Genomic DNA, 17,008 nt, shown 5'->3' with positions numbered 1-17,008 from the left:
CAAGGAGAACGCTCATGGCCGGCATTGGTTTTGAACTGCGGCGGCTACTTCGCCAGGATAGTTACGTTAGCTTGTTGCGCGCCTATGGCTACGCCGGGATGATCAGCTCGGGGCCGTGGGTGCTGTCGATTTTGGCGGTAATGGCACTCGGGGTGCTATCCGCCGCCGCGTCCCCCACCGGCACGGCTCACGTTACCGCTTTCCTGGTCTCGGTGACGTGGCTGGTCGCCAGCTCCTTGCTGTTGACCTCCCTGGTCCAGCTACTGTTTACCCGTTTTGTCGCTGATCGCTTGTTCGAAAAACGTGAACACGCCGTGCTGCCCAACCTATTCGGGGTGTTGACGCTGGTACTCTGCGTGGCGACGCTCGCGGGAACAACGCTGCTGCTGCTCACTTTTGAGCAGACCCCTTGGCTCTACCAGCTCGAGATGCTGATGGCTTTCGTGATTCTCTGCATGATCTGGTGTGTCACCGTGTTCATCGCCGGGATAAAAGCCTACCGCCAGGTGCTACTGGCATTCGCGCTTGGCTACGGCGCCACCTTTGCCGCCGGCATGCTGCTCAGCGGATATGGGCTAGAGGGCTTGCTGGGTGGCTTTGTGATCGGGCAAGGGCTACTGCTGTTCACTCTGCTGGCGATGGTGATCCACCACTTTCCCAGTCACCGGCTATGGAGCTTTGATCTGCACCGTGCAGGGCAGTGCCAGTGGACGTTGATTGCCATTGGCCTGTTTTACCAAGCCGGCATTTGGGCGGATAAACTCATCTTCTGGTTCAATCCCGCGACCTCTGAGCCGATTATCGGCCCTCTGCGCGCCTCGCTGATTTACGACTTGCCGATCTTTCTCGCCTACCTCTCGATCGTGCCGGGCATGGCGGTATTCATCATGCGCATGGAGACCGACTTCGCCGAGCACTGCCACGCCTATTATGAAGCGGTACGCAATGGGGATACGTTGCAGCATATCGAATCAGTGCGTGGCGACATGGTGGCAAGCGTGCGTCATGGGATCTACGACATCTTCAAGGTGCAGGGGATCACCGTGGTGGCGCTACTGCTAGGCGGCCCGACGCTGTTTACCTGGCTGGGCTTTTCCCACTGGTATTTGCCGCTGTTCAATATCGACATTGTCGCCGTGGGCATTCAGGTGCTGTTCATGGCGATCCTGAACGTGCTGTTTTATCTTGATCGGCTGAAATCCGCGCTTTGGCTCTGCCTGCTGTTTTTACTGGGCAATATCGTATTGACGCTACTGAGCCAACTGCTAGGCCCGGTGTTCTACGGCTACGGCTACGCGCTATCGCTGCTGATCGCCTCGCTGGCAGGGCTGGCGGTACTTGACCATGAGTTCGAGCAACTGACCTACCAGACCTTTATGCTACAGCCTGGCAGGTAGCAAAGCGGCCAGCCCCGCCAGCGTGGGTATATCAGCTCTCCGCTGAAAGTACGTCCTCACCCCCGGGTTACCCAGGCTATCGTCCAGCTTTCTCTTATCCCCATCTAGTTGTGTATAAGGGCCGCCCCGCTGCCCCTGCGTCCCTTTCTGCGCGGTGGCGGCGGGGTCGCTAAACGCCTGAATCAACGCCTCTCCCAGCGCCTCGGCATTAGCGACCGGCTTGAGCGAGCCCGCCTCGATAAGCGGGGCGGCGACATCGTCGAAGTTTTCCAGCGACGGCCCGCAGAGCGTGAAGCGCCTAAGGCTTGCCGGCTCCACCACGTTATGTCCCCCGAGCGGCACTAGGCTTCCGCCCACAAAGGCCACATCGCCCGCCGCGTAGAGCGTGCCGAGTTCGCCCAGCGTATCGCCCAGGTAAATCGCCGTTTCCGCGGTCACCGGCTGCTGCTCGCTTCGGCGTGCCACGGCAAAACCCGCCTGCGCGCAGGCGCGCGCCACCTCGTCAAAGCGCTGCGGGTGGCGCGGCACGAGTATCAACAGCGCCTCGGGAAACGTCTTGCATAGGGCGCGATGGGCGGCGAGCACATGGGACTCTTCGCCGTCGCGTGTCGAGCCCGCGACCCAGATAGGGCGCTCGCCAGCCGGCTGAAAAATAGCCTGACGTAAGCGCTCACTCTCCTCCCACACCTTATCGGGCGGTGCCACTTCAAATTTCAGCGACCCTACCACCTGGGTGCGTGAGACCGGCATGCCGAGTATCTCAAAGCGTGCGGCATCAACCTCCGACTTGGCGGCAAGCCAGGTGACGTTCGTCAGGGTCTGGGCCATCAAACGCGGAAAACGCTGGTAGCGCGCAAAGGCCCGCGCCGACAGGCGCCCGTTCACCACCGCCACGGGGATGCCTTCAGCCGTGCAAGCGTGAAGCACATTGGGCCAGAGCTCGGTTTCAAACATGATCGCAAGCCCGGGCTGCCAGTGGCGCACAAAGCGCTTGGCACTGCCGGGAAAATCCAGCGGAAGGAAGCGGTGACGTAAATTCGGCGACAAGTAAGTAAGCGCTTGCACCTGCTGTGCGCCGGTAGCGGTCATGGTGGTAACCAGCAACAGGTGTCGAGGATACGTGTCCAAAAGCGCTTCGATCAGCGGCCTGGCCGCGCGGACTTCCCCCACCGAAGCGCAGTGCAGCCAGATCAACGGCCCTTCAGGGCGTGGCTCATGCTCAATTCCCAATCGCTGAAGACGCGAGTAAGTGGGCACTTGCTCTCGCCAAATGCGCCAGCCAATCAGCGGTGAAAGCGCATAGAGCGCAGCCGAATAGCCCCATCGCGGCCAGACAGCCATCAGCGTTCGCGGTCCAGAATGGTGTCGATCATCGCGGTGGTGGAGACGCCATCCTCAAAACCCAGCACTCTCACTTCACCGCCATTAGCCTTCACGGCCGCGCCACCGGCGATATCGTCGGGGTGGTAATCGCCGCCTTTGACCAGCACATCCGGCAGCACCGCTTCAATCAGCGCCTGCGGCGTGTCGTCGCTAAAGGGCACCACCCAATCCACCGCGCCAAGCCCGGCCAGCACCTGCATCCGCCGATTGAGCGGATTGATCGGCCGTTGCGGGCCTTTCAAACGCGCGATAGAGGCGTCGTCGTTAACCGCCACAATCAGCCGATCGCCAAGCCGTTTGGCCTGTTCCAGATAGGCCACGTGGCCGGCGTGGAGAATATCGAAGCAGCCGTTGGTCATCACCACGCGCTCGCCGCGGGCTTGCGCCGCGCGCACCGCCTCTATCAGCGGGCTTTGCTCGATAACGCCGAATTCAGCCAGCGTATCGCCGTGCAGCGCGGTGTAGAGCTCGGCAATCGACAGCGTCGCGGTCCCCGGCTTGGCCACCACCAGCCCGGCGCCCAGGTTCGCCAGCATCATCGCCTCGGGCAGCCAGTGCCCCGCGGCCAGCGCCAAGCCCATCAAGCCAATGACCGTATCCCCCGCGCCGGTGACATCAAACACCTCCTGCGCGCGGGTAGGCAGGTGCAGCGGCGCGTGGCCTTCACGGATCAGCGTCATGCCCTTTTCGCTGCGGGTGATCAAGAGCGCTTCCAGCTCTAGCTCGGCGCGCAGCGCTTCGCCGCGCTCGGCGAGCTGCGCGTCGCTTTCACAGTGGCCGACAATCGCTTCGAATTCCCCCAGGTTTGGGGTGATCAGGCTGGCGCCGCGATACTTGCGAAAGTCTTGGCCTTTGGGGTCGATCAGCACGCGTTTGCCCGCCGCCTTCGCCAGCTCAATCAGCTTTTCGACTTGGTTCAGGGTGCCCTTACCGTAGTCGGAGAGCACCATGACATCGCACTCGGGCAGGGCGTTTGCCACGCTATCCAGCAGCGGCTGCGTATCGACGTTATCCAGGCGTTGTTCAAAGTCGAGCCGCAGTAGCTGCTGGTTGCGGCTCATCACCCGCAGCTTGGTGATCGTGGGTATATCAGCGCTACGCTGAAAGTAAGTGCTCACACCCGAGGTAACCAAGCTATCGTTCAGTAAGCTTGCGTTCTCGTCCTGCCCGACCACGCCCGCCAGGGCGGCGCGAGCACCCAGGGCGGCGATATTGAGCGCCACGTTGGCCGCACCGCCGGGGCGGTCGTCGGCATCCTCCACGCGCACCACCGGCACCGGTGCCTCCGGCGAGATGCGTGAGGTGCCGCCGTGCCAATAACGGTCGAGCATGACATCGCCCACGACCAGGACGCGCGCATGCTCCAAAGCGGTTAAATCAATTTTCATCCAGCGTTCCTTGTGCCGCATTCGGGGGTTCGTCGGTGTGGGCAAGCAGCGCGTCAAGCTTTTCGATCACCGCATCGGCTTTTATCAGGCTCATCGCCTCGGGGTGGCGCACGCGTTGCCCCCACGGGATCTCGTCAACGCTTTTGTGCAGGTAGGTGCGCACCGCTTCCGGGTAGACGTTGACGGCAAAATCGCGCCACAGGTAGGGCGCCGCCCGCTGCGGGTTGGTGGTGGCGTAAAGACCCAGCGTGGGAGTGCCCAGTGCATTGGCCATGTGGGCCGGGCCGGTATCGGGGGCAATCGCCACGCGGGCGCGATCAATCAGCGCAAGCAACCCTTTAAGCGAGGTGCCGCCGATGGCATTGATCACACTGCCCGGTTGGCACAGCGCTTCGATACGCTCGCCCATCTCTTTTTCCGCTGTCGCTCCGCCGCCGGTCAGCACACTTTTTAGGCCATGCTGTACCCGGGCGTGCTCGATCACGCTGGCGTACCCTTCGGCCGACCAGTTGCGAAAATTACGCAGCCGCGGGTTGCTGCAGGGGTTAATCACCATGTAGGGCGCCTCACCGCTGATCAGGCGTGCCTCGCCGTAAGCGCTTTCGGGCACCGGCAGCTCCCACGCAAGGCGGTCATCCTCCACGCCGAGCCGGCGCGCGAAGTCCATAAACGACTCCAGCACGTGCCCCTGAGCGCGCGGCGCGATATGGTGCTGCGTGAACCAGTGCTGTTTATCTTTGGCACGCGTCTTGTCAAAGCCAATGCGAGCATCCGCCTTTAGCCCAAGCGATAGCACGCTGGCGCGAATCGCCTGCTGCATGTGCAACAACACATCAAAGCGGGTATCGGCGAGGTCGCGCCACAGTGCGCGCATGCCTTTTATCCCGGTGGCTTTGTCGTAGACAACAAACTCGACCCCAGAGAGCCCGGTCAGTAAACTGTGCTCCCCCTTGCCGATAATCCAGGTGATCCGCGCTTGGGGCCACTGCCGCTGAAGGGCGCGTACCGTGGGGACGAGGTTGCAGACGTCGCCTAATGCCGACAAACGCAAAATGGCAATATGGTTGGGTTGAGCAGGCAGAGGGGGCTTCATGCGCTTAGCGACACTCCGGCAAAAAAAGAGTCTGATATTACAGGATGCAGACAGTTTATGTGACGCGCCGGGATCACACCAAATTCAGCCGGCTCACTTCACCCCCGACTATTGGCGCGAGCGCGCGCTGATCACTGGCGAAGCGCCGGGGCGAGGTAGCAGCTTGTTCCTGCAACCCACCCCTGGCGCGAGCACGCAGTGGGTGTTGCGCCCCTATCGCCGTGGCGGCCTTATTGCCACGTTGAGCCACTCCCGCTACCTCTGGACCGGGCTTGAACGCACCCGCGCCTTTCGCGAAATGCGCTTAACCGCCTCCCTGTTCTCACAGGGCTTGCCCGTGCCCCGCCCCATCGCCGCGTGCGTCACCCGCCATGGGCTAACCTACGAGGCCGCGCTGATCACGCAGCGCATCCCTGGCGCCCGCGCCCTGGCGGATTGGTTAAACGATGCGTCGCTACCAGATGAAACGCTCAACCACGTGCTGGCAAGCGTTGGGCGCATGATTCGCCGCTTTCACGACCACGGGCTGGATCACGTCGACCTTAACGCGCGCAATATTCTCATCGATACCCCAGGCACGCCGTGGCTTATCGACCTTGACCGCTGCCGTCTGCGTCGCCCGGGTAAGTGGCGAGAGGCGAATTTGCAGAGGCTGGAGAGGTCTATGCGCAAGTTTGATTCAACCATATCGATCTATCCTATTTTTCAAGGATATCGAACAACAAGCTGATCGAGCACGGCATATCTATCCCCGAAGCGAGCAATAACGCCTTCGCCGAGGTAGCTGCCGGACTGTAAATCAATCAGTTTGAGTGGCATATTGCCTAATGCCAGACAGTTAAGCCTATTCTCAACAAGCTGATCATGAGAGCTTTTCGTCCTAGGCAACTGATACGGAAAGGTTCATGCATTTCAGCGACGCTAATGATGCTATCGCAAGGCAGTACCCAACGATTTTTCCAGCCTCTCCGAGGTACTCTCCCGAACAGATCAACACTTGTCTTGATGAAGCCGGTGTGGCTCTTAGCCTGTTTCCTGCATGATTTCTGATATCCTAACACCTTTTGAGATAATCAGATGTCACCTCGTGATATTCGAACAATCCGACGGGTACATCTGGGCGGGTGGACAGCTCATATCAGGAGTGGCTAAGTAGATGGAATGTGATAAGAAAGAATCGCGATGCGGTTGGATTACAAAAAACCATGTAGTTGGTTGGACTGCATTATCTGTCTACGCGTTTTCGTGGCTTATCAACTTTGACGTTTCTCGTGCGGCAGAGACCGTATTTATTCTATGCTTCATCATTGCATGGTGCAAAGAGCCAAACCCTAAGGTTAAATGGCACAAGGTTTTTCTCCTACTCCTCGCTTTCGTCACACTCCAAGTCTGGGTGTATTTCTTTGCGGTAGAACGCTTTCCTGATATTGCCGATGGGCAGATCAAAGCTGCGCGACATATGACCAAGCTTTTCCTTTGTATTGCGGTAGCGTGGTGGCTGAGAGGCTCTATAAATGCAGCCAAGTATTTGTTGTTGGTCTTCTTAGCAGGCATTTTTGTTTCTTTGGTGATCAACTCAAGCAATGAAACGTGGCTCATGGGTCTATCCGGAAAGCGCGTAGATTTCGGCTATACCAATGCTCAGCATACGGCTTTTTATTTCGGTCTACTGCTGATCATGGGTGTGTGCTGGCTCTTCCGGTGTTTGCGCTCCAGCGCTATAAAAGTCGAGTGGGCATTGGCATTGGCATTGACGATGATTGGCTTTTGCGGGGTCGTCGTGACTCAAACTCGAGCGGTCTGGTTAGCCTTGGTTCTGATACTACTAGCCCTGATGACTATGAGCTTGTTGCGGTTACTTAAGCAAGTGCAAAGAGATTGGTTGCGCCCAAAGATGCTGCTGTCACTTGTTGCCCTGGTCGGTGTTCTTGCGTTTACGGTGAGCACGGTGGCGCCCGTCATTGAGAAGCGACTGTCAGATGAGCAGGAGGTGATCGCAGCTATTGTGGAAGGCAGACTTGATGGCATTCCTATGACAAGTATTGGTATACGTATCCATACTTGGGCGTATGGGTGGGAAAAATTTAAGGAAAGGCCACTGACGGGTTGGGGTGCTAGGAGTCGTTCCTCGCTTATCGACGAAGGACCTTTCCCTGAGTGGTTGAAAAAAATATTTGGGCATTTCCATAATGCTTATTTGGAAACGCTGCTAGCCTATGGCGTATTAGGGCTAACAGCTCTAACAATACTGACAATAATGATTCTTAGGGGGACAATCATATTCCTTGGTAGTGCTCACCGATACTGGGGGATGGGTTTATTAGTATCGTGGGCATTTTTCTTCATCATAAACATGTTTGAGTCCTACCTGGTTTTTAACTCTGGTATGTATTTCTTTATTATTGTTGGCGGCGTCGGAATGTCTTCCTACTTATTCGGTAAGCAACATCGGACCGGGATAGTGTCACAATGAATATTGTCTTGGGTGCAGATGAATCCTATGCGCGTTATGGCGCCGTGGTGATGGCCTCTGTTATCGCCAACGTAGACGACCCTGGCCAGATCCACTTTTTTATGCTGACGCCGGGCATGTGCGAAAAAACTAAAAACAGCTTGCATGCTTTCGTAGAAGACGCCGGTGTTGGAATCGATATTATCGACGTCGATGCACAGGAGTTGCAGGGACTCAAGGTTGGCCGATTCGGTACCGCAGCATTGCTTCGGCTGCTAATGCATTGTTACCTTCCTGTCGGCTGTGAGCGCGTCATCTACCTCGACTGTGATGTACTGGTTCGCTGTAACCTATCTGACTTGTGGGCTATGCCGCTTGGTGGTAATGCTGCTGCCGCTGCGATGGACATATGCAATACTTCCATCAGTGCAACTCGAACTTATCCTGACGACTACTTTAACTCCGGGGTTATGCTTATTGACTTGACAGCATGGCGCAATAGGCGTGTGGGTGAACGGGCACTGGCATACCTTGAGAAAAATGGGGAGAACGCTCGGTATCCGGACCAGGATGCATTGAATTACGTGTTGGAAGGAGACTGTTATAAGTTGCCACCGGCGTGGAATTTTCAGCCAACTACCTACGCAGCAGTCAAAAAGCGCTATCCGCATCTAGTTAAGTACATGACCTCACTTAAAACGGCTGTTCGCCATCCGTGTATTGTACACTTTATAGGTGCTGTCAAGCCTTGGCATCCAACATGCGTTCATCCGTTTCAAGAAGACTTTATCGCTTATTCACGTCAGACCCCATGGCCCATCGATAGAAGGGAATTGATATCGTTACTATCTTGGTCTGAACGCCTACGTATAGTGTTCAAGCAACCTAAGATTCGCCGTCGACGTCGGCTAACGAAACCCTAGGCTTTGTCTGAAAAGTTAGCTCGCAAGCAGCGATCTATACACCCTAGGCATACCATCGCTTTGAAGCTGCTTTCGAGCTTATCGTAGCGCGTGCAAATATGGCGTAGTTCTTTCACCCATCCAATGCAGCGCTCAATGATATTTCTTTCTCGGTATTTGGGCTTATCAAAGCCTCTTGGCAGTCCGGGACGAGATTTACGCTGCATGTTTCGGCTCGCGATAATCGGCTTTATCCCGCGTCTATCACAGTAACGGCGAAGAAAATCACTATTGTAGCCCTTATCGCTCACGATAAACCGGCAGCGCTTTCGAGTACGCCCTGAGAAGCCGGACAAACGTATACACTCCAGAGTGGAAATGAAGTGCTGTGTATCCGAATGCTGTCCGGGTGATAGCGTAAATGCCAAAGGCCAGCCGTTTCGATCACAGACCATATGAATTTTGGTCGTTAAGCCACCTCGGCTACGTCCCAGCGCATGATCTATGGGTTCTCGCTGACCCCTTTTTGCCGCCTCCCGAGGCAGCACGTGTGGCACGAATTGACGTTGAATCGATCATCCATGTATCGAGATCCATCAAACCGTCTTCACGCAATCGTAGCTGCAAACGCGCTAAAACCGCTTCAAAAGTGCCATCATCGCGCCATTGCCGAAATCGGTCATAAACCGTTTTCCAAGGGCCATAACGGTCGGGTAAATCCTGCCATTTGGCCACAGAACAAAGGATCCAAAAAATGCCGTTTAACATTCGGCGATCATCACGGCGGGGGCGGCCAGTCATTTTTGCTGGCGATACCACAAGATCTTTGATGAGCTCTCAGCCCTGTTCAGAGATTTCGTAACGTCCTGCCATACATCACCTATGCAACTGCTGCATAGAAAACATTAGCAAATTCAGGTTTTCAGACAAAGCCTAGCACGGCACCAAGCAAGGTGGTACCGCCCACAATTGGACATGAGCAGATCAGTTGCAAGCAGGTGCCCAGGTGGATAAAATTCAATCGTTGGTAAGTAGACTTTTTTGAACCAAAAACCACCATAACACATTGATTAAACTAAATAATACTATTCAACACTTTCGCTTTCAGAAATGTTCAATAAACAAAGCGGGCTCATCGGCGCACGAAAACCATAGCTTACTGACAGTCGCCACCCACGTGCTTACCTGTATCGGCATCAATTATTAACTGACTCCTCGCCATCTCAACAAAATACATAGAGCATACGCTTTCGATACTCAAGGACCGATGGCGGCGTATGCAATTTCGCTGAAACCCTGTGTTGCAACCTATTCTACACCAAAAGGACTCGCCCTAATGAAGGTATTAATTGTTGTGCGTACGTTAAAGATTGGTGGCATGGAGCGGGTCGCGGTGAACCTTGCTGACGCCTTCGCCGAGCAAGGTCATGAAAGTCATTTGATGTACTTTAAGCCACGCCCCCCTCAGCTAGAGCCGAACAATGAGCGTGTGAATGTTCACCACTTCACAATGTCCCGCGCCATCAGGACTTCAGGTGTAGGCGGCATCATTGAGGTGGCAGCACGGCTACTGAATAGCGTGTTACGGAAAAGCTATTTTTTATTGTCAGGCTGGTGGGGCGGAAAACTCTTCCACCGCGAGATACGTCGCTTGGAGCGCCGATATGGCGCTTTTGACCGGATTATTTTCCGCGGTATTGGTACTTTTGAAACGGCATGGTCCTTCCAGGATCCACGCGCCTGCTATGTGCTGGAAAATATCGTCAAACCTACTCCCGGCCACGCTGTCTGGTTGGAACGATTAAAAGCACGCTGTTTGTTTCATAACAAGCATCTAGTTACAGTATCCCAAGGGGTCGAAAAGCAAGCCGCCACTGCTATGCAAGCGCTAAAAGTGCAGCCGCGATCATTGAGAACCATCACTAATCCATGTCCCATAGAGGACATCCGAAAAGCCATGGTCGATGATTGTCCAGAGCTGCCCTCTTCGCCTTATTTACTCAATGTAGCCCGCTTGGTACCACAAAAGAATCATCACCTACTGCTGCGAGCGTATGCCAAGATGCGGACAACGCTTCCACTGGTGATCGTAGGTGATGGGCCATTACGCAATGAGCTTGAGGCGCTTGCCATTGAACTCGGGATTGCTGGGAATGTTACTTTTGCGGGTCGACAATTAAATCCTTACCCATGGATGCATCATGCTCGCCTGTTCATTTTGAGCTCCGCTCACGAAGGCCTAGGCATAGTACTGTTCGAAGCGCTAGCCTGCCAGACGCCCGTTGTCTCAGTCGATTGTCCTGGCGGAGTGCGTGATATTATGGCCGGTGAGTTAGCAGCATACCTCTGTGAAATGACACCAGAAGCCCTGTCGACCAGAGTTGATGCCGTTCTAGATACTAACGGCTATGCTATTGATGAACGTTGGCTGGAACGCTTTTCTCCAGCAAAGATCACTTCTGCCTTTCTGCAAGAGATGCCTGTTTGATGATATCGGCCAATATTATTACCTTTAATGAAGAAGCCAATATTGTGGATTGTATTGCTTCCGCTCGACATGTTTGTGATGACATCGTCGTGGTGGACTCAGGCAGTCAGGATCAAACTGTGGCTATCGCCCAAGCTTTAGGCGCCAAGGTTGTTCACCAAGCCTATCTGGGCGACGGCATTCAAAAAAATACTGCTCTCGCCCATGTAAAGCATGACTGGGTTCTCAGCTTGGATGCCGATGAACGCCTAACGCCACAGATGGTCGAAGTAATCCAACAGCTTGACCTAGCGACAACCGAACATGATGCCTTCGCCTTTCGGCGGCGCAATATGATTGGCTCACGCTGGATCCGTGTCTGTGGCTGGTATCCCGATTACTGTATTCGGCTTTACAACCAGCGCCAAACTCGCTTTGCGGATGTTAAACAGCACGCCAGCATAAAGGCAGCCAACCCCAAGCGGCTAAATGCCGATATAGTGCATTATTCCTTTGCTAATCTGGGGCAGTTATTTGCCAAGCCAGGGCGCAACTTCAGCGGTCGTGCGGCTAAGATTATGTTTCAGAAAGGCAAGCGCGCCAACGCTTTCTCACCTTTTATACATGGCTTAAATGCCTTTTTGCGCAAATATATATTTCAGCGAGGCTTCATGGGTGGAGTAGACGGCATGACTGTGGCGATCAGCGCGGGACTCAATAGCTATTTAAAGTATGCCAAACTACTCGAATATCAGCGCGATCCCAAAGTGCTTGAAGCAGAAGACTTTAATAAGGTTTGGTGATTGATGCATATTACGCATGTCAATTTGGCGCGCGGCTTTCGCGGTGGCGAGCGCCAAACTGAGATACTGATTAAGACATTAGCAGAGAAGTCACCAAACGAAGTTTCACAAACGCTCGTTTGTCGTAGCGACTCCCCCATGCGCCAACACCTACAGGGAGTAGCGAGACTTGAATTTCAGCCGTCCAACCATCAGTTAGCAGGGCATTTTCAGCTCGGCAAGACTCAACTGGTACATGCTCACGATGCAAAAGGTGTTCATTGGGCCTACCTACACCATCGTTTAAAACGCACGCCCTATTTAATTACTCGCCGGATCGATTCGCCCGTCAAACGTAAGTGGTTTAATCAACAATGTTACTCGCATGCCTCTGCTAGGGTAGCAATATCCCAATGCATAAAGCATCTTTTGCAAAAAAATCAGTGGGGCGACGTTACTTTAATAGCGGATGCTTATGCTCACCTAAAGCCTTCACCTAAAGCTACTGAAAATTTTCGCGAAAATTTTGCCAAAAAATTTCTTGTCGGCCATGCAGGCGCTCTGGTGGATCGCATTAAAGGTCAGCGGATTCTACTGCAAGCCGCACAAGCCCTTGAGCATCAAGCGCCCGATACACAGATTATATTTCTAGGCGATGGCGAAGACGCGGAAACGCTAAAAGAAGAGTCCTCTTCGCTCAGCAATGTCTCCTGGCTGGGGTTTAAAAGTAACATTGCCGACTATTTGGCTGGCCTGGATGTATTTGCTTTTCCTTCACGCAATGAAGGCTTGGGCTCCGTTGTCTTGGATGTGATGCAGTTAGGCGTTCCTGTAATTGCGACCAACGTTGGCGGCCTACCGGATATCGTCAAACATGAGCAGACAGGGTTACTCATACCGTCTGAAGATGCTGATGCGTTAGCTAACAGCATTATGCGATTAAGGAAGAATGCCGCTCTGCGACAGCGATTGGCCCAGGGCGCCCATGAGCGTTTAGAACATTACAGCCCTCAGTCAATGGCAGCATCGTACTGGCGTCTTTATCAAACAATAGTGAGTTAATCATCATGTTTTCGGCTTCTGCAAAAGCGCATAAAAACTTTCACAAGCTAAGATTTTATACGCAGCATACTATCCACCGTCTTATTCCCAGTATTATTTTGCAACGGCAAAGAACAAGCTTATTTCGCTCATTAAAGCGCCTGTCAGAAGAGGAAAATCAGCAACTAATTTTTCGAGTTAATTACTGCAATAAACTGCAAGAAAAAATTGAACTTCCTGATCAAGCAAAGAGCTTATCTAGTTTCAAGCGCGAGAAAAGCGGTACTTATTACTTGGATTTAATCAGCATGTTACGCTACTTCCCACCTGAATTACGTTTCTGCCACCGCTTTGGCGATGTAACCACCGTGCCCGATGCGCCTACCTTTGTAAAAAGCCGTCCCATTAATGATCACAATCAAAACTCAGTTTTACTTAAGTTAAACCGTGTTCGTCACTATTATACGGTAAAAGATCCTTACCACTATGATAACAAGCTTGACCTTTTGGTATGGCGGGGTGCTTGCCACCAAGAGCATCGGCGGAATTTTGTGCGCAACTTTTACGACCATCCGTTATGCAATGTGGGCGATATTCATCAAAATGCGGATGGCCAACCTTGGCATAGCCATTTTATGTCGTTATCAGAACAGCTTAAGTACAAATTTGTGCTCAGTATCGAAGGCAAAGATGTGGCCACGAACCTCAAATGGATAATGGCCTCTAATTCGCTCTGTTTTATGAGACAGCCACGCTTTGAAACCTGGTTTATGGAAGGTACTCTGCTCCCTGGCTATCACTATGTCCAGCTCAAGGACGACTATTCTGACCTTGAAGAAAAAGTCGCTTATTACAGGGACAATCCTATTGCGGCCAAAACAATTATAGCTAATGCTAACCGCTACTTCGCTCAATTTATGAATACCGAAAGAGAGCGCTTGATTGGTCTTTTGATTATGCAAAAATATTTTGAATACACTCAACAACATCTTCTTTATTATCAATAAATCTTTTTATTCAAATATTTTATTTTATCTTTAAAAATATCAAATTGTTTTTTTGTTTTTTTACGCGCATACCACGGAAAAATAACATACATAAAGACCTTTAAACTCAACTTTCCTCTTCCACCAACACCATCAACAAGAACAAAACTAAACCCTGAAAACTGCTTCTTAACCATTATGTTTTTTTCATTTGGCTCTACTACAGCAATACTTTTTTCTAGACAAATCATCTCCAAATCCTTTACCATTGCTAACAAACCTTCATAAGTTATAACCTCTTTTTTTTGAGTTAAAAATTCGTTTAAAACATATGAAGCAACCCCATTTTCATCTAGAACCCTATCAAAAACGACTCCATACCCTAGATTGGTGCACACTAACCCATGACACCTTACTAAGCACGGCACTTCTTTTTTCTTCAAATTCAATGACCCATAATAAAACCAGTCTATAAAGTTCTCTTGTAATCCATGTTTTGTTTTTTTTACTTTTATACATTTCTCTTTATCGTCCGGATGCTGAAAGCAAAACCTTTTATTACCTTCGCCTATCAACAGATCTTTGTGCAAGATAACATGATTCATTTAGATAAAAACCTTAAAAATATAAATTTATAAAGTCACCAAGAAACTTAATGCTATATTAGTTTTACACTCTTAACTCATCGTCACAAATAAATAGTTTATGGTAAAATCCTCCTCAACTAAACAACAGCGCAGCAGAGTGAGCCACTATGAGCGTTTGAAAGCCGGTGATATTCCTATTTATGAGCCGGGTTTGACGGAGCTTGTCACGCAAAACGTGGCGTCGGGATGCTTGCGCTTTACCACCGATAGCGCGAAAGCCGTGAAAGAGAGTGAGCTCCTGTTTATTGCCGTGGGCACGCCGCCGGATGAAGATGGCAGTGCGGATCTGCGCCATGTTCTCGCAGTAGTAGCTATCAACTTATCACTTATTAAAATTGCCAAGAGAAAAGTAAAACCTTCCCTCTTGGCACTTTTATCTAGAAGTGATAAATCAAGCCCAAACTAGCCGTATCAACATCCGTATCGTAGTCGTAGCGCTCTAGATCGATACGAAGAGATACTGGTCCTTCACGATAGCTCACGCCCACGCCAAGCATAAAATCGGTTCCATCTTCACTTCCACCATAATAGCCATAATTCATATCATAACCTTCCCAATCTGCATCCCAAGCATGTACCCCAAGTTTTCCATGAAGTTCAAAAGAGGGTGAGATTGGTGCAATAGCTACTGCTGCCATCCCAACACTTGAAGCATCTATTTTTTCTGAAAAAGTGGAAGAGCGTGCAGAATATTCGCCATTATCAATATAAAAACCTTCAATGGCAAAATAATCATTTACTCTGTAACCAGCGATGAATTTATAGGCAGTATCAGTGTCATCAATTTCGACACCAGGAGCACCAAAATCGCTTAACTCATCTACCTTTGATTCGCCTATAAAACCGCCTAGATAAGCTCCTGCGTCAGCAGCATTTATTGAAGCAGCAAAGGTAAGTGCAGATACAGAACATAAGCTGAGGATTACTTTTTTCATGGAAATACTCCCTTTCCATTTAAATGAGAAACTGCGCAATTCGCGCACCAACTATAATTTCATAATCGCAATTCTAAGTAAATCAAACGATGAGCTGTCTTATCGTCTACGCTTTAGGTCTCATGATAAGCTCTCCTCCAATTCAACGATAGCGCAGCAGAGTGAGTCACTATGAACATCAGCGTTTTTGGTACGGGATACGTCGGGTTGGTCGCGGGGGCTTGCTTAGCGGATGTGGGCCATCAAGTCATCTGCATGGATATTGACGCAGAGCGTATCGCGTGTTTGGAAGCCGGTGATATTCCCATTTATGAGCCGGGTCTGACGGAGCTTGTCACGCAAAACGTGGCGTCGGGACGCTTGCGCTTTACCACCGATAGCGCGAAAGCCGTGAAAGAGAGCGAACTCTTGTTTATTGCCGTGGGCACGCCGCCGGATGAAGATGGCAGCGCGGACCTGCGCCATGTGCTCGCCGTTGCACGCAGCATCGGCGAGCACATGGAGGATTACAAACTGGTGATCGATAAATCCACCGTACCGGTGGGCACAGCGGAAAAGGTCAACGCCGAGATTCTTGCAGCCCTTGGCGAGCGCGGTGTATCGCTTGAGGTTGATGTTTGTTCCAATCCCGAATTCATGAAAGAGGGCGCGGCGATAGAGGACTTTACTCGGGGTGCCCGGATTGTCGTGGGTACTGATAGCGAGCACGTTGAAGCGCGTATGCGCGCCTGTTACGCCCCGTATAACCGCAATCACGATAAGATGATGTTCATGAGCGTACGCGCCGCTGAGTTGACCAAATACGCCGCTAACGCCATGCTCGCCACCAAGATCAGCTTTATGAACGAGATGGCCAACCTAGCCGAGCGCTTAGAGGTGGATGTAGAAGAAGTGCGCCGTGGCATCGGCAGCGACCCTCGCATTGGCTACCACTTTATTTACCCCGGCTGTGGTTACGGCGGCTCATGTTTTCCCAAAGACGTGCAAGCGCTTGAGCGCACCGCGCGGGAATATGGCTATCATCCCGCGCTTTTGAGCGCTGTTGAGCAGGTCAACCATCAGCAAAAGCAGACGTTATTTACCAAGCTGCAGAGCACACTGGGCGATGTTAGCGGCAAAACCATTGCCATTTGGGGCCTCGCCTTTAAGCCCAACACCGACGATATGCGCGAGGCACCGAGCCGCGAGCTGATGGAGGCTCTATGGGCCGCCGGCGCCAAGGTGCAAGCCTTCGACCCGGAAGCGATGTCAGAGTGCCGGCGCCTCTATGGCGATCGCAGCGATCTCGTGCTCACTTTTGACCGTATTCAGGCAGTTAAAGGCGCCGACGCGCTGGTGATCTGCACCGAGTGGAAAGCATTTCGTAGCGTCGATTTTGCTTGGCTAGCCGATGAGCTGGGTGAAAAGCTGGTAATTGATGGCCGTAACCTCTATGACATGGAGAGCATAACCGCGGCGGGCTTGCGCTACGTAGGCGTTGGGCGTAACAATTTACGGTTCGCCATCCCGGCTTAACGCCGTCGCCCATATCAGGA

At 52.3% G+C, this 17,008-nt stretch carries 16 protein-coding genes and 1 pseudogene; 10 read left to right on the top strand and 7 right to left on the bottom strand.

Annotated features, from left to right (window positions below):
• The first annotated feature begins 14 nt into the window (after nt 1-14).
• Nucleotides 15-1,397 carry an exopolysaccharide Pel transporter PelG gene (pelG, locus tag BQ9846_RS08105; protein WP_075880517.1) on the top strand — a complete coding sequence of 461 codons (1,383 nt, stop codon included), beginning with the start codon at nt 15-17 and terminating at the stop codon, nt 1,395-1,397.
• On the opposite strand, the gene BQ9846_RS08100 is transcribed toward pelG, so the two are convergent.
• Genes BQ9846_RS08100 through BQ9846_RS08090 form a run of 3 tightly spaced genes read right to left on the bottom strand, consistent with a single transcriptional unit; the run spans nt 1,380 to nt 5,261 of the window.
• Nucleotides 1,380-2,738 carry a 3-deoxy-D-manno-octulosonic acid transferase gene (locus BQ9846_RS08100; protein ID WP_075880516.1) on the bottom strand — a complete coding sequence of 453 codons (1,359 nt, stop codon included), beginning with the start codon at nt 2,736-2,738 and terminating at the stop codon, nt 1,380-1,382. The two genes, pelG and BQ9846_RS08100, sit on opposite strands and share 18 nt — an antisense overlap.
• Nucleotides 2,738-4,168 carry a bifunctional D-glycero-beta-D-manno-heptose-7-phosphate kinase/D-glycero-beta-D-manno-heptose 1-phosphate adenylyltransferase HldE gene (gene hldE / locus BQ9846_RS08095; protein WP_075880515.1) on the bottom strand — a complete coding sequence of 477 codons (1,431 nt, stop codon included), beginning with the start codon at nt 4,166-4,168 and terminating at the stop codon, nt 2,738-2,740. The genes BQ9846_RS08100 and hldE overlap by 1 nt, the downstream gene beginning before the upstream one ends.
• The gene (locus tag BQ9846_RS08090; RefSeq protein ID WP_075880514.1) at nt 4,158-5,261 is read right to left on the bottom strand and encodes a glycosyltransferase family 9 protein; all 1,104 of its coding nucleotides are present in this window, start codon (nt 5,259-5,261) and stop codon (nt 4,158-4,160) included. Before BQ9846_RS08090 ends, hldE begins: the two co-directional genes overlap by 11 nt.
• Here BQ9846_RS08090 and BQ9846_RS08085 point away from each other — a divergent pair.
• The gene (locus tag BQ9846_RS08085; RefSeq protein WP_075880513.1) at nt 5,260-5,991 is read left to right on the top strand and encodes a 3-deoxy-D-manno-octulosonic acid kinase; all 732 of its coding nucleotides are present in this window, start codon (nt 5,260-5,262) and stop codon (nt 5,989-5,991) included. The genes BQ9846_RS08090 and BQ9846_RS08085 overlap by 2 nt on opposite strands.
• Here the strand turns inward: BQ9846_RS08085 and BQ9846_RS17255 are convergent.
• Complete coding sequence (locus BQ9846_RS17255) at nt 5,967-6,080, bottom strand: hypothetical protein (protein ID WP_422821881.1); 114 nt, start codon at nt 6,078-6,080, stop codon at nt 5,967-5,969. The two genes, BQ9846_RS08085 and BQ9846_RS17255, sit on opposite strands and share 25 nt — an antisense overlap.
• A gap of 337 nt (nt 6,081-6,417) precedes the next feature.
• Here BQ9846_RS17255 and BQ9846_RS08080 point away from each other — a divergent pair, with 337 nt between their 5' ends.
• Both BQ9846_RS08080 and BQ9846_RS08075 read left to right on the top strand, forming a co-directional pair.
• On the top strand, nt 6,418-7,734 hold the full coding sequence (locus tag BQ9846_RS08080) for an O-antigen ligase family protein (protein ID WP_075880512.1): 1,317 nt from the start codon (nt 6,418-6,420) through the stop codon (nt 7,732-7,734).
• Nucleotides 7,731-8,636: a glycosyltransferase family 8 protein gene (locus BQ9846_RS08075; protein WP_075880511.1), complete on the top strand. Its 906-nt coding sequence runs from the start codon at nt 7,731-7,733 to the stop codon at nt 8,634-8,636. The genes BQ9846_RS08080 and BQ9846_RS08075 overlap by 4 nt, the downstream gene beginning before the upstream one ends.
• On the opposite strand, the gene BQ9846_RS16360 is transcribed toward BQ9846_RS08075, so the two are convergent.
• A protein-coding gene (locus BQ9846_RS16360) for an IS5 family transposase (protein ID WP_235818977.1) occupies nt 8,633-9,446 on the bottom strand; the annotation gives its coding sequence in 2 pieces (ribosomal slippage) (nt 8,633-9,142 and nt 9,144-9,446; 813 coding nt in all). The genes BQ9846_RS08075 and BQ9846_RS16360 overlap by 4 nt on opposite strands.
• A gap of 505 nt (nt 9,447-9,951) precedes the next feature.
• Between BQ9846_RS16360 and BQ9846_RS08060 the strand changes: the two genes are divergently transcribed.
• The 4 genes from BQ9846_RS08060 to BQ9846_RS08045 are packed head-to-tail and all read left to right on the top strand — an operon-like array spanning nt 9,952 to nt 13,912.
• Complete coding sequence (locus BQ9846_RS08060) at nt 9,952-11,103, top strand: glycosyltransferase (RefSeq protein ID WP_075880509.1); 1,152 nt, start codon at nt 9,952-9,954, stop codon at nt 11,101-11,103.
• Complete coding sequence (locus tag BQ9846_RS08055) at nt 11,103-11,885, top strand: glycosyltransferase family 2 protein (RefSeq protein ID WP_075880508.1); 783 nt, start codon at nt 11,103-11,105, stop codon at nt 11,883-11,885. Before BQ9846_RS08060 ends, BQ9846_RS08055 begins: the two co-directional genes overlap by 1 nt.
• Nucleotides 11,886-11,888: 3 nt before the next feature.
• The gene (locus tag BQ9846_RS08050; protein WP_075880507.1) at nt 11,889-12,926 is read left to right on the top strand and encodes a glycosyltransferase family 4 protein; all 1,038 of its coding nucleotides are present in this window, start codon (nt 11,889-11,891) and stop codon (nt 12,924-12,926) included.
• Between the two features lie 5 nt (nt 12,927-12,931).
• Complete coding sequence (locus BQ9846_RS08045) at nt 12,932-13,912, top strand: glycosyl transferase family 90 (protein ID WP_075880506.1); 981 nt, start codon at nt 12,932-12,934, stop codon at nt 13,910-13,912.
• On the opposite strand, the gene BQ9846_RS08040 is transcribed toward BQ9846_RS08045, so the two are convergent.
• A complete protein-coding gene (locus BQ9846_RS08040) occupies nt 13,906-14,496 on the bottom strand; it encodes a YrbL family protein (RefSeq protein ID WP_075880505.1) in 591 nt (196 codons plus the stop codon). The genes BQ9846_RS08045 and BQ9846_RS08040 overlap by 7 nt on opposite strands.
• Nucleotides 14,497-14,650: 154 nt before the next feature.
• On the opposite strand from BQ9846_RS08040, the pseudogene BQ9846_RS16990 reads away from it, so the two are divergent.
• Nucleotides 14,651-14,845, top strand: a pseudogene (locus BQ9846_RS16990) (UDP-glucose 6-dehydrogenase); the annotation flags it as partial.
• Nucleotides 14,846-14,915: 70 nt separating this feature from the next.
• Here BQ9846_RS16990 and BQ9846_RS08030 read toward each other — a convergent pair.
• Complete coding sequence (locus tag BQ9846_RS08030; RefSeq protein ID WP_075880504.1) at nt 14,916-15,473, bottom strand: outer membrane beta-barrel protein; 558 nt, start codon at nt 15,471-15,473, stop codon at nt 14,916-14,918.
• Between the two features lie 171 nt (nt 15,474-15,644).
• Here BQ9846_RS08030 and BQ9846_RS08025 point away from each other — a divergent pair, with 171 nt between their 5' ends.
• A complete protein-coding gene (locus BQ9846_RS08025) occupies nt 15,645-16,988 on the top strand; it encodes a UDP-glucose dehydrogenase family protein (RefSeq protein WP_075880503.1) in 1,344 nt (447 codons plus the stop codon).
• Nucleotides 16,989-17,008: the final 20 nt, after the last annotated feature.

The organism is Vreelandella massiliensis, from assembly GCF_900155385.1.
In the GTDB taxonomy this organism is placed as follows: domain Bacteria; phylum Pseudomonadota; class Gammaproteobacteria; order Pseudomonadales; family Halomonadaceae; genus Vreelandella; species Vreelandella massiliensis.
This window is presented reverse-complemented; position numbering and strand designations above follow the sequence as displayed.

Coding starts and splice junctions, on each gene's coding strand:
- pelG (WP_075880517.1), top strand. CDS start 15: ATGGCCGGCATTGGTTTTGAACTGCGGCGGCTACTTCGCCAGGATAGT.
- BQ9846_RS08100 (WP_075880516.1), bottom strand. CDS start 2,738: ATGGCTGTCTGGCCGCGATGGGGCTATTCGGCTGCGCTCTATGCGCTT.
- hldE (WP_075880515.1), bottom strand. CDS start 4,168: ATGAAAATTGATTTAACCGCTTTGGAGCATGCGCGCGTCCTGGTCGTG.
- BQ9846_RS08085 (WP_075880513.1), top strand. CDS start 5,260: ATGCGCTTAGCGACACTCCGGCAAAAAAAGAGTCTGATATTACAGGAT.
- BQ9846_RS08090 (WP_075880514.1), bottom strand. CDS start 5,261: ATGAAGCCCCCTCTGCCTGCTCAACCCAACCATATTGCCATTTTGCGT.
- BQ9846_RS17255 (WP_422821881.1), bottom strand. CDS start 6,080: ATGCCACTCAAACTGATTGATTTACAGTCCGGCAGCTACCTCGGCGAA.
- BQ9846_RS08080 (WP_075880512.1), top strand. CDS start 6,418: ATGGAATGTGATAAGAAAGAATCGCGATGCGGTTGGATTACAAAAAAC.
- BQ9846_RS08075 (WP_075880511.1), top strand. CDS start 7,731: ATGAATATTGTCTTGGGTGCAGATGAATCCTATGCGCGTTATGGCGCC.
- BQ9846_RS08060 (WP_075880509.1), top strand. CDS start 9,952: ATGAAGGTATTAATTGTTGTGCGTACGTTAAAGATTGGTGGCATGGAG.
- BQ9846_RS08055 (WP_075880508.1), top strand. CDS start 11,103: ATGATATCGGCCAATATTATTACCTTTAATGAAGAAGCCAATATTGTG.
- BQ9846_RS08050 (WP_075880507.1), top strand. CDS start 11,889: ATGCATATTACGCATGTCAATTTGGCGCGCGGCTTTCGCGGTGGCGAG.
- BQ9846_RS08045 (WP_075880506.1), top strand. CDS start 12,932: ATGTTTTCGGCTTCTGCAAAAGCGCATAAAAACTTTCACAAGCTAAGA.
- BQ9846_RS08040 (WP_075880505.1), bottom strand. CDS start 14,496: ATGAATCATGTTATCTTGCACAAAGATCTGTTGATAGGCGAAGGTAAT.
- BQ9846_RS08030 (WP_075880504.1), bottom strand. CDS start 15,473: ATGAAAAAAGTAATCCTCAGCTTATGTTCTGTATCTGCACTTACCTTT.
- BQ9846_RS08025 (WP_075880503.1), top strand. CDS start 15,645: ATGAACATCAGCGTTTTTGGTACGGGATACGTCGGGTTGGTCGCGGGG.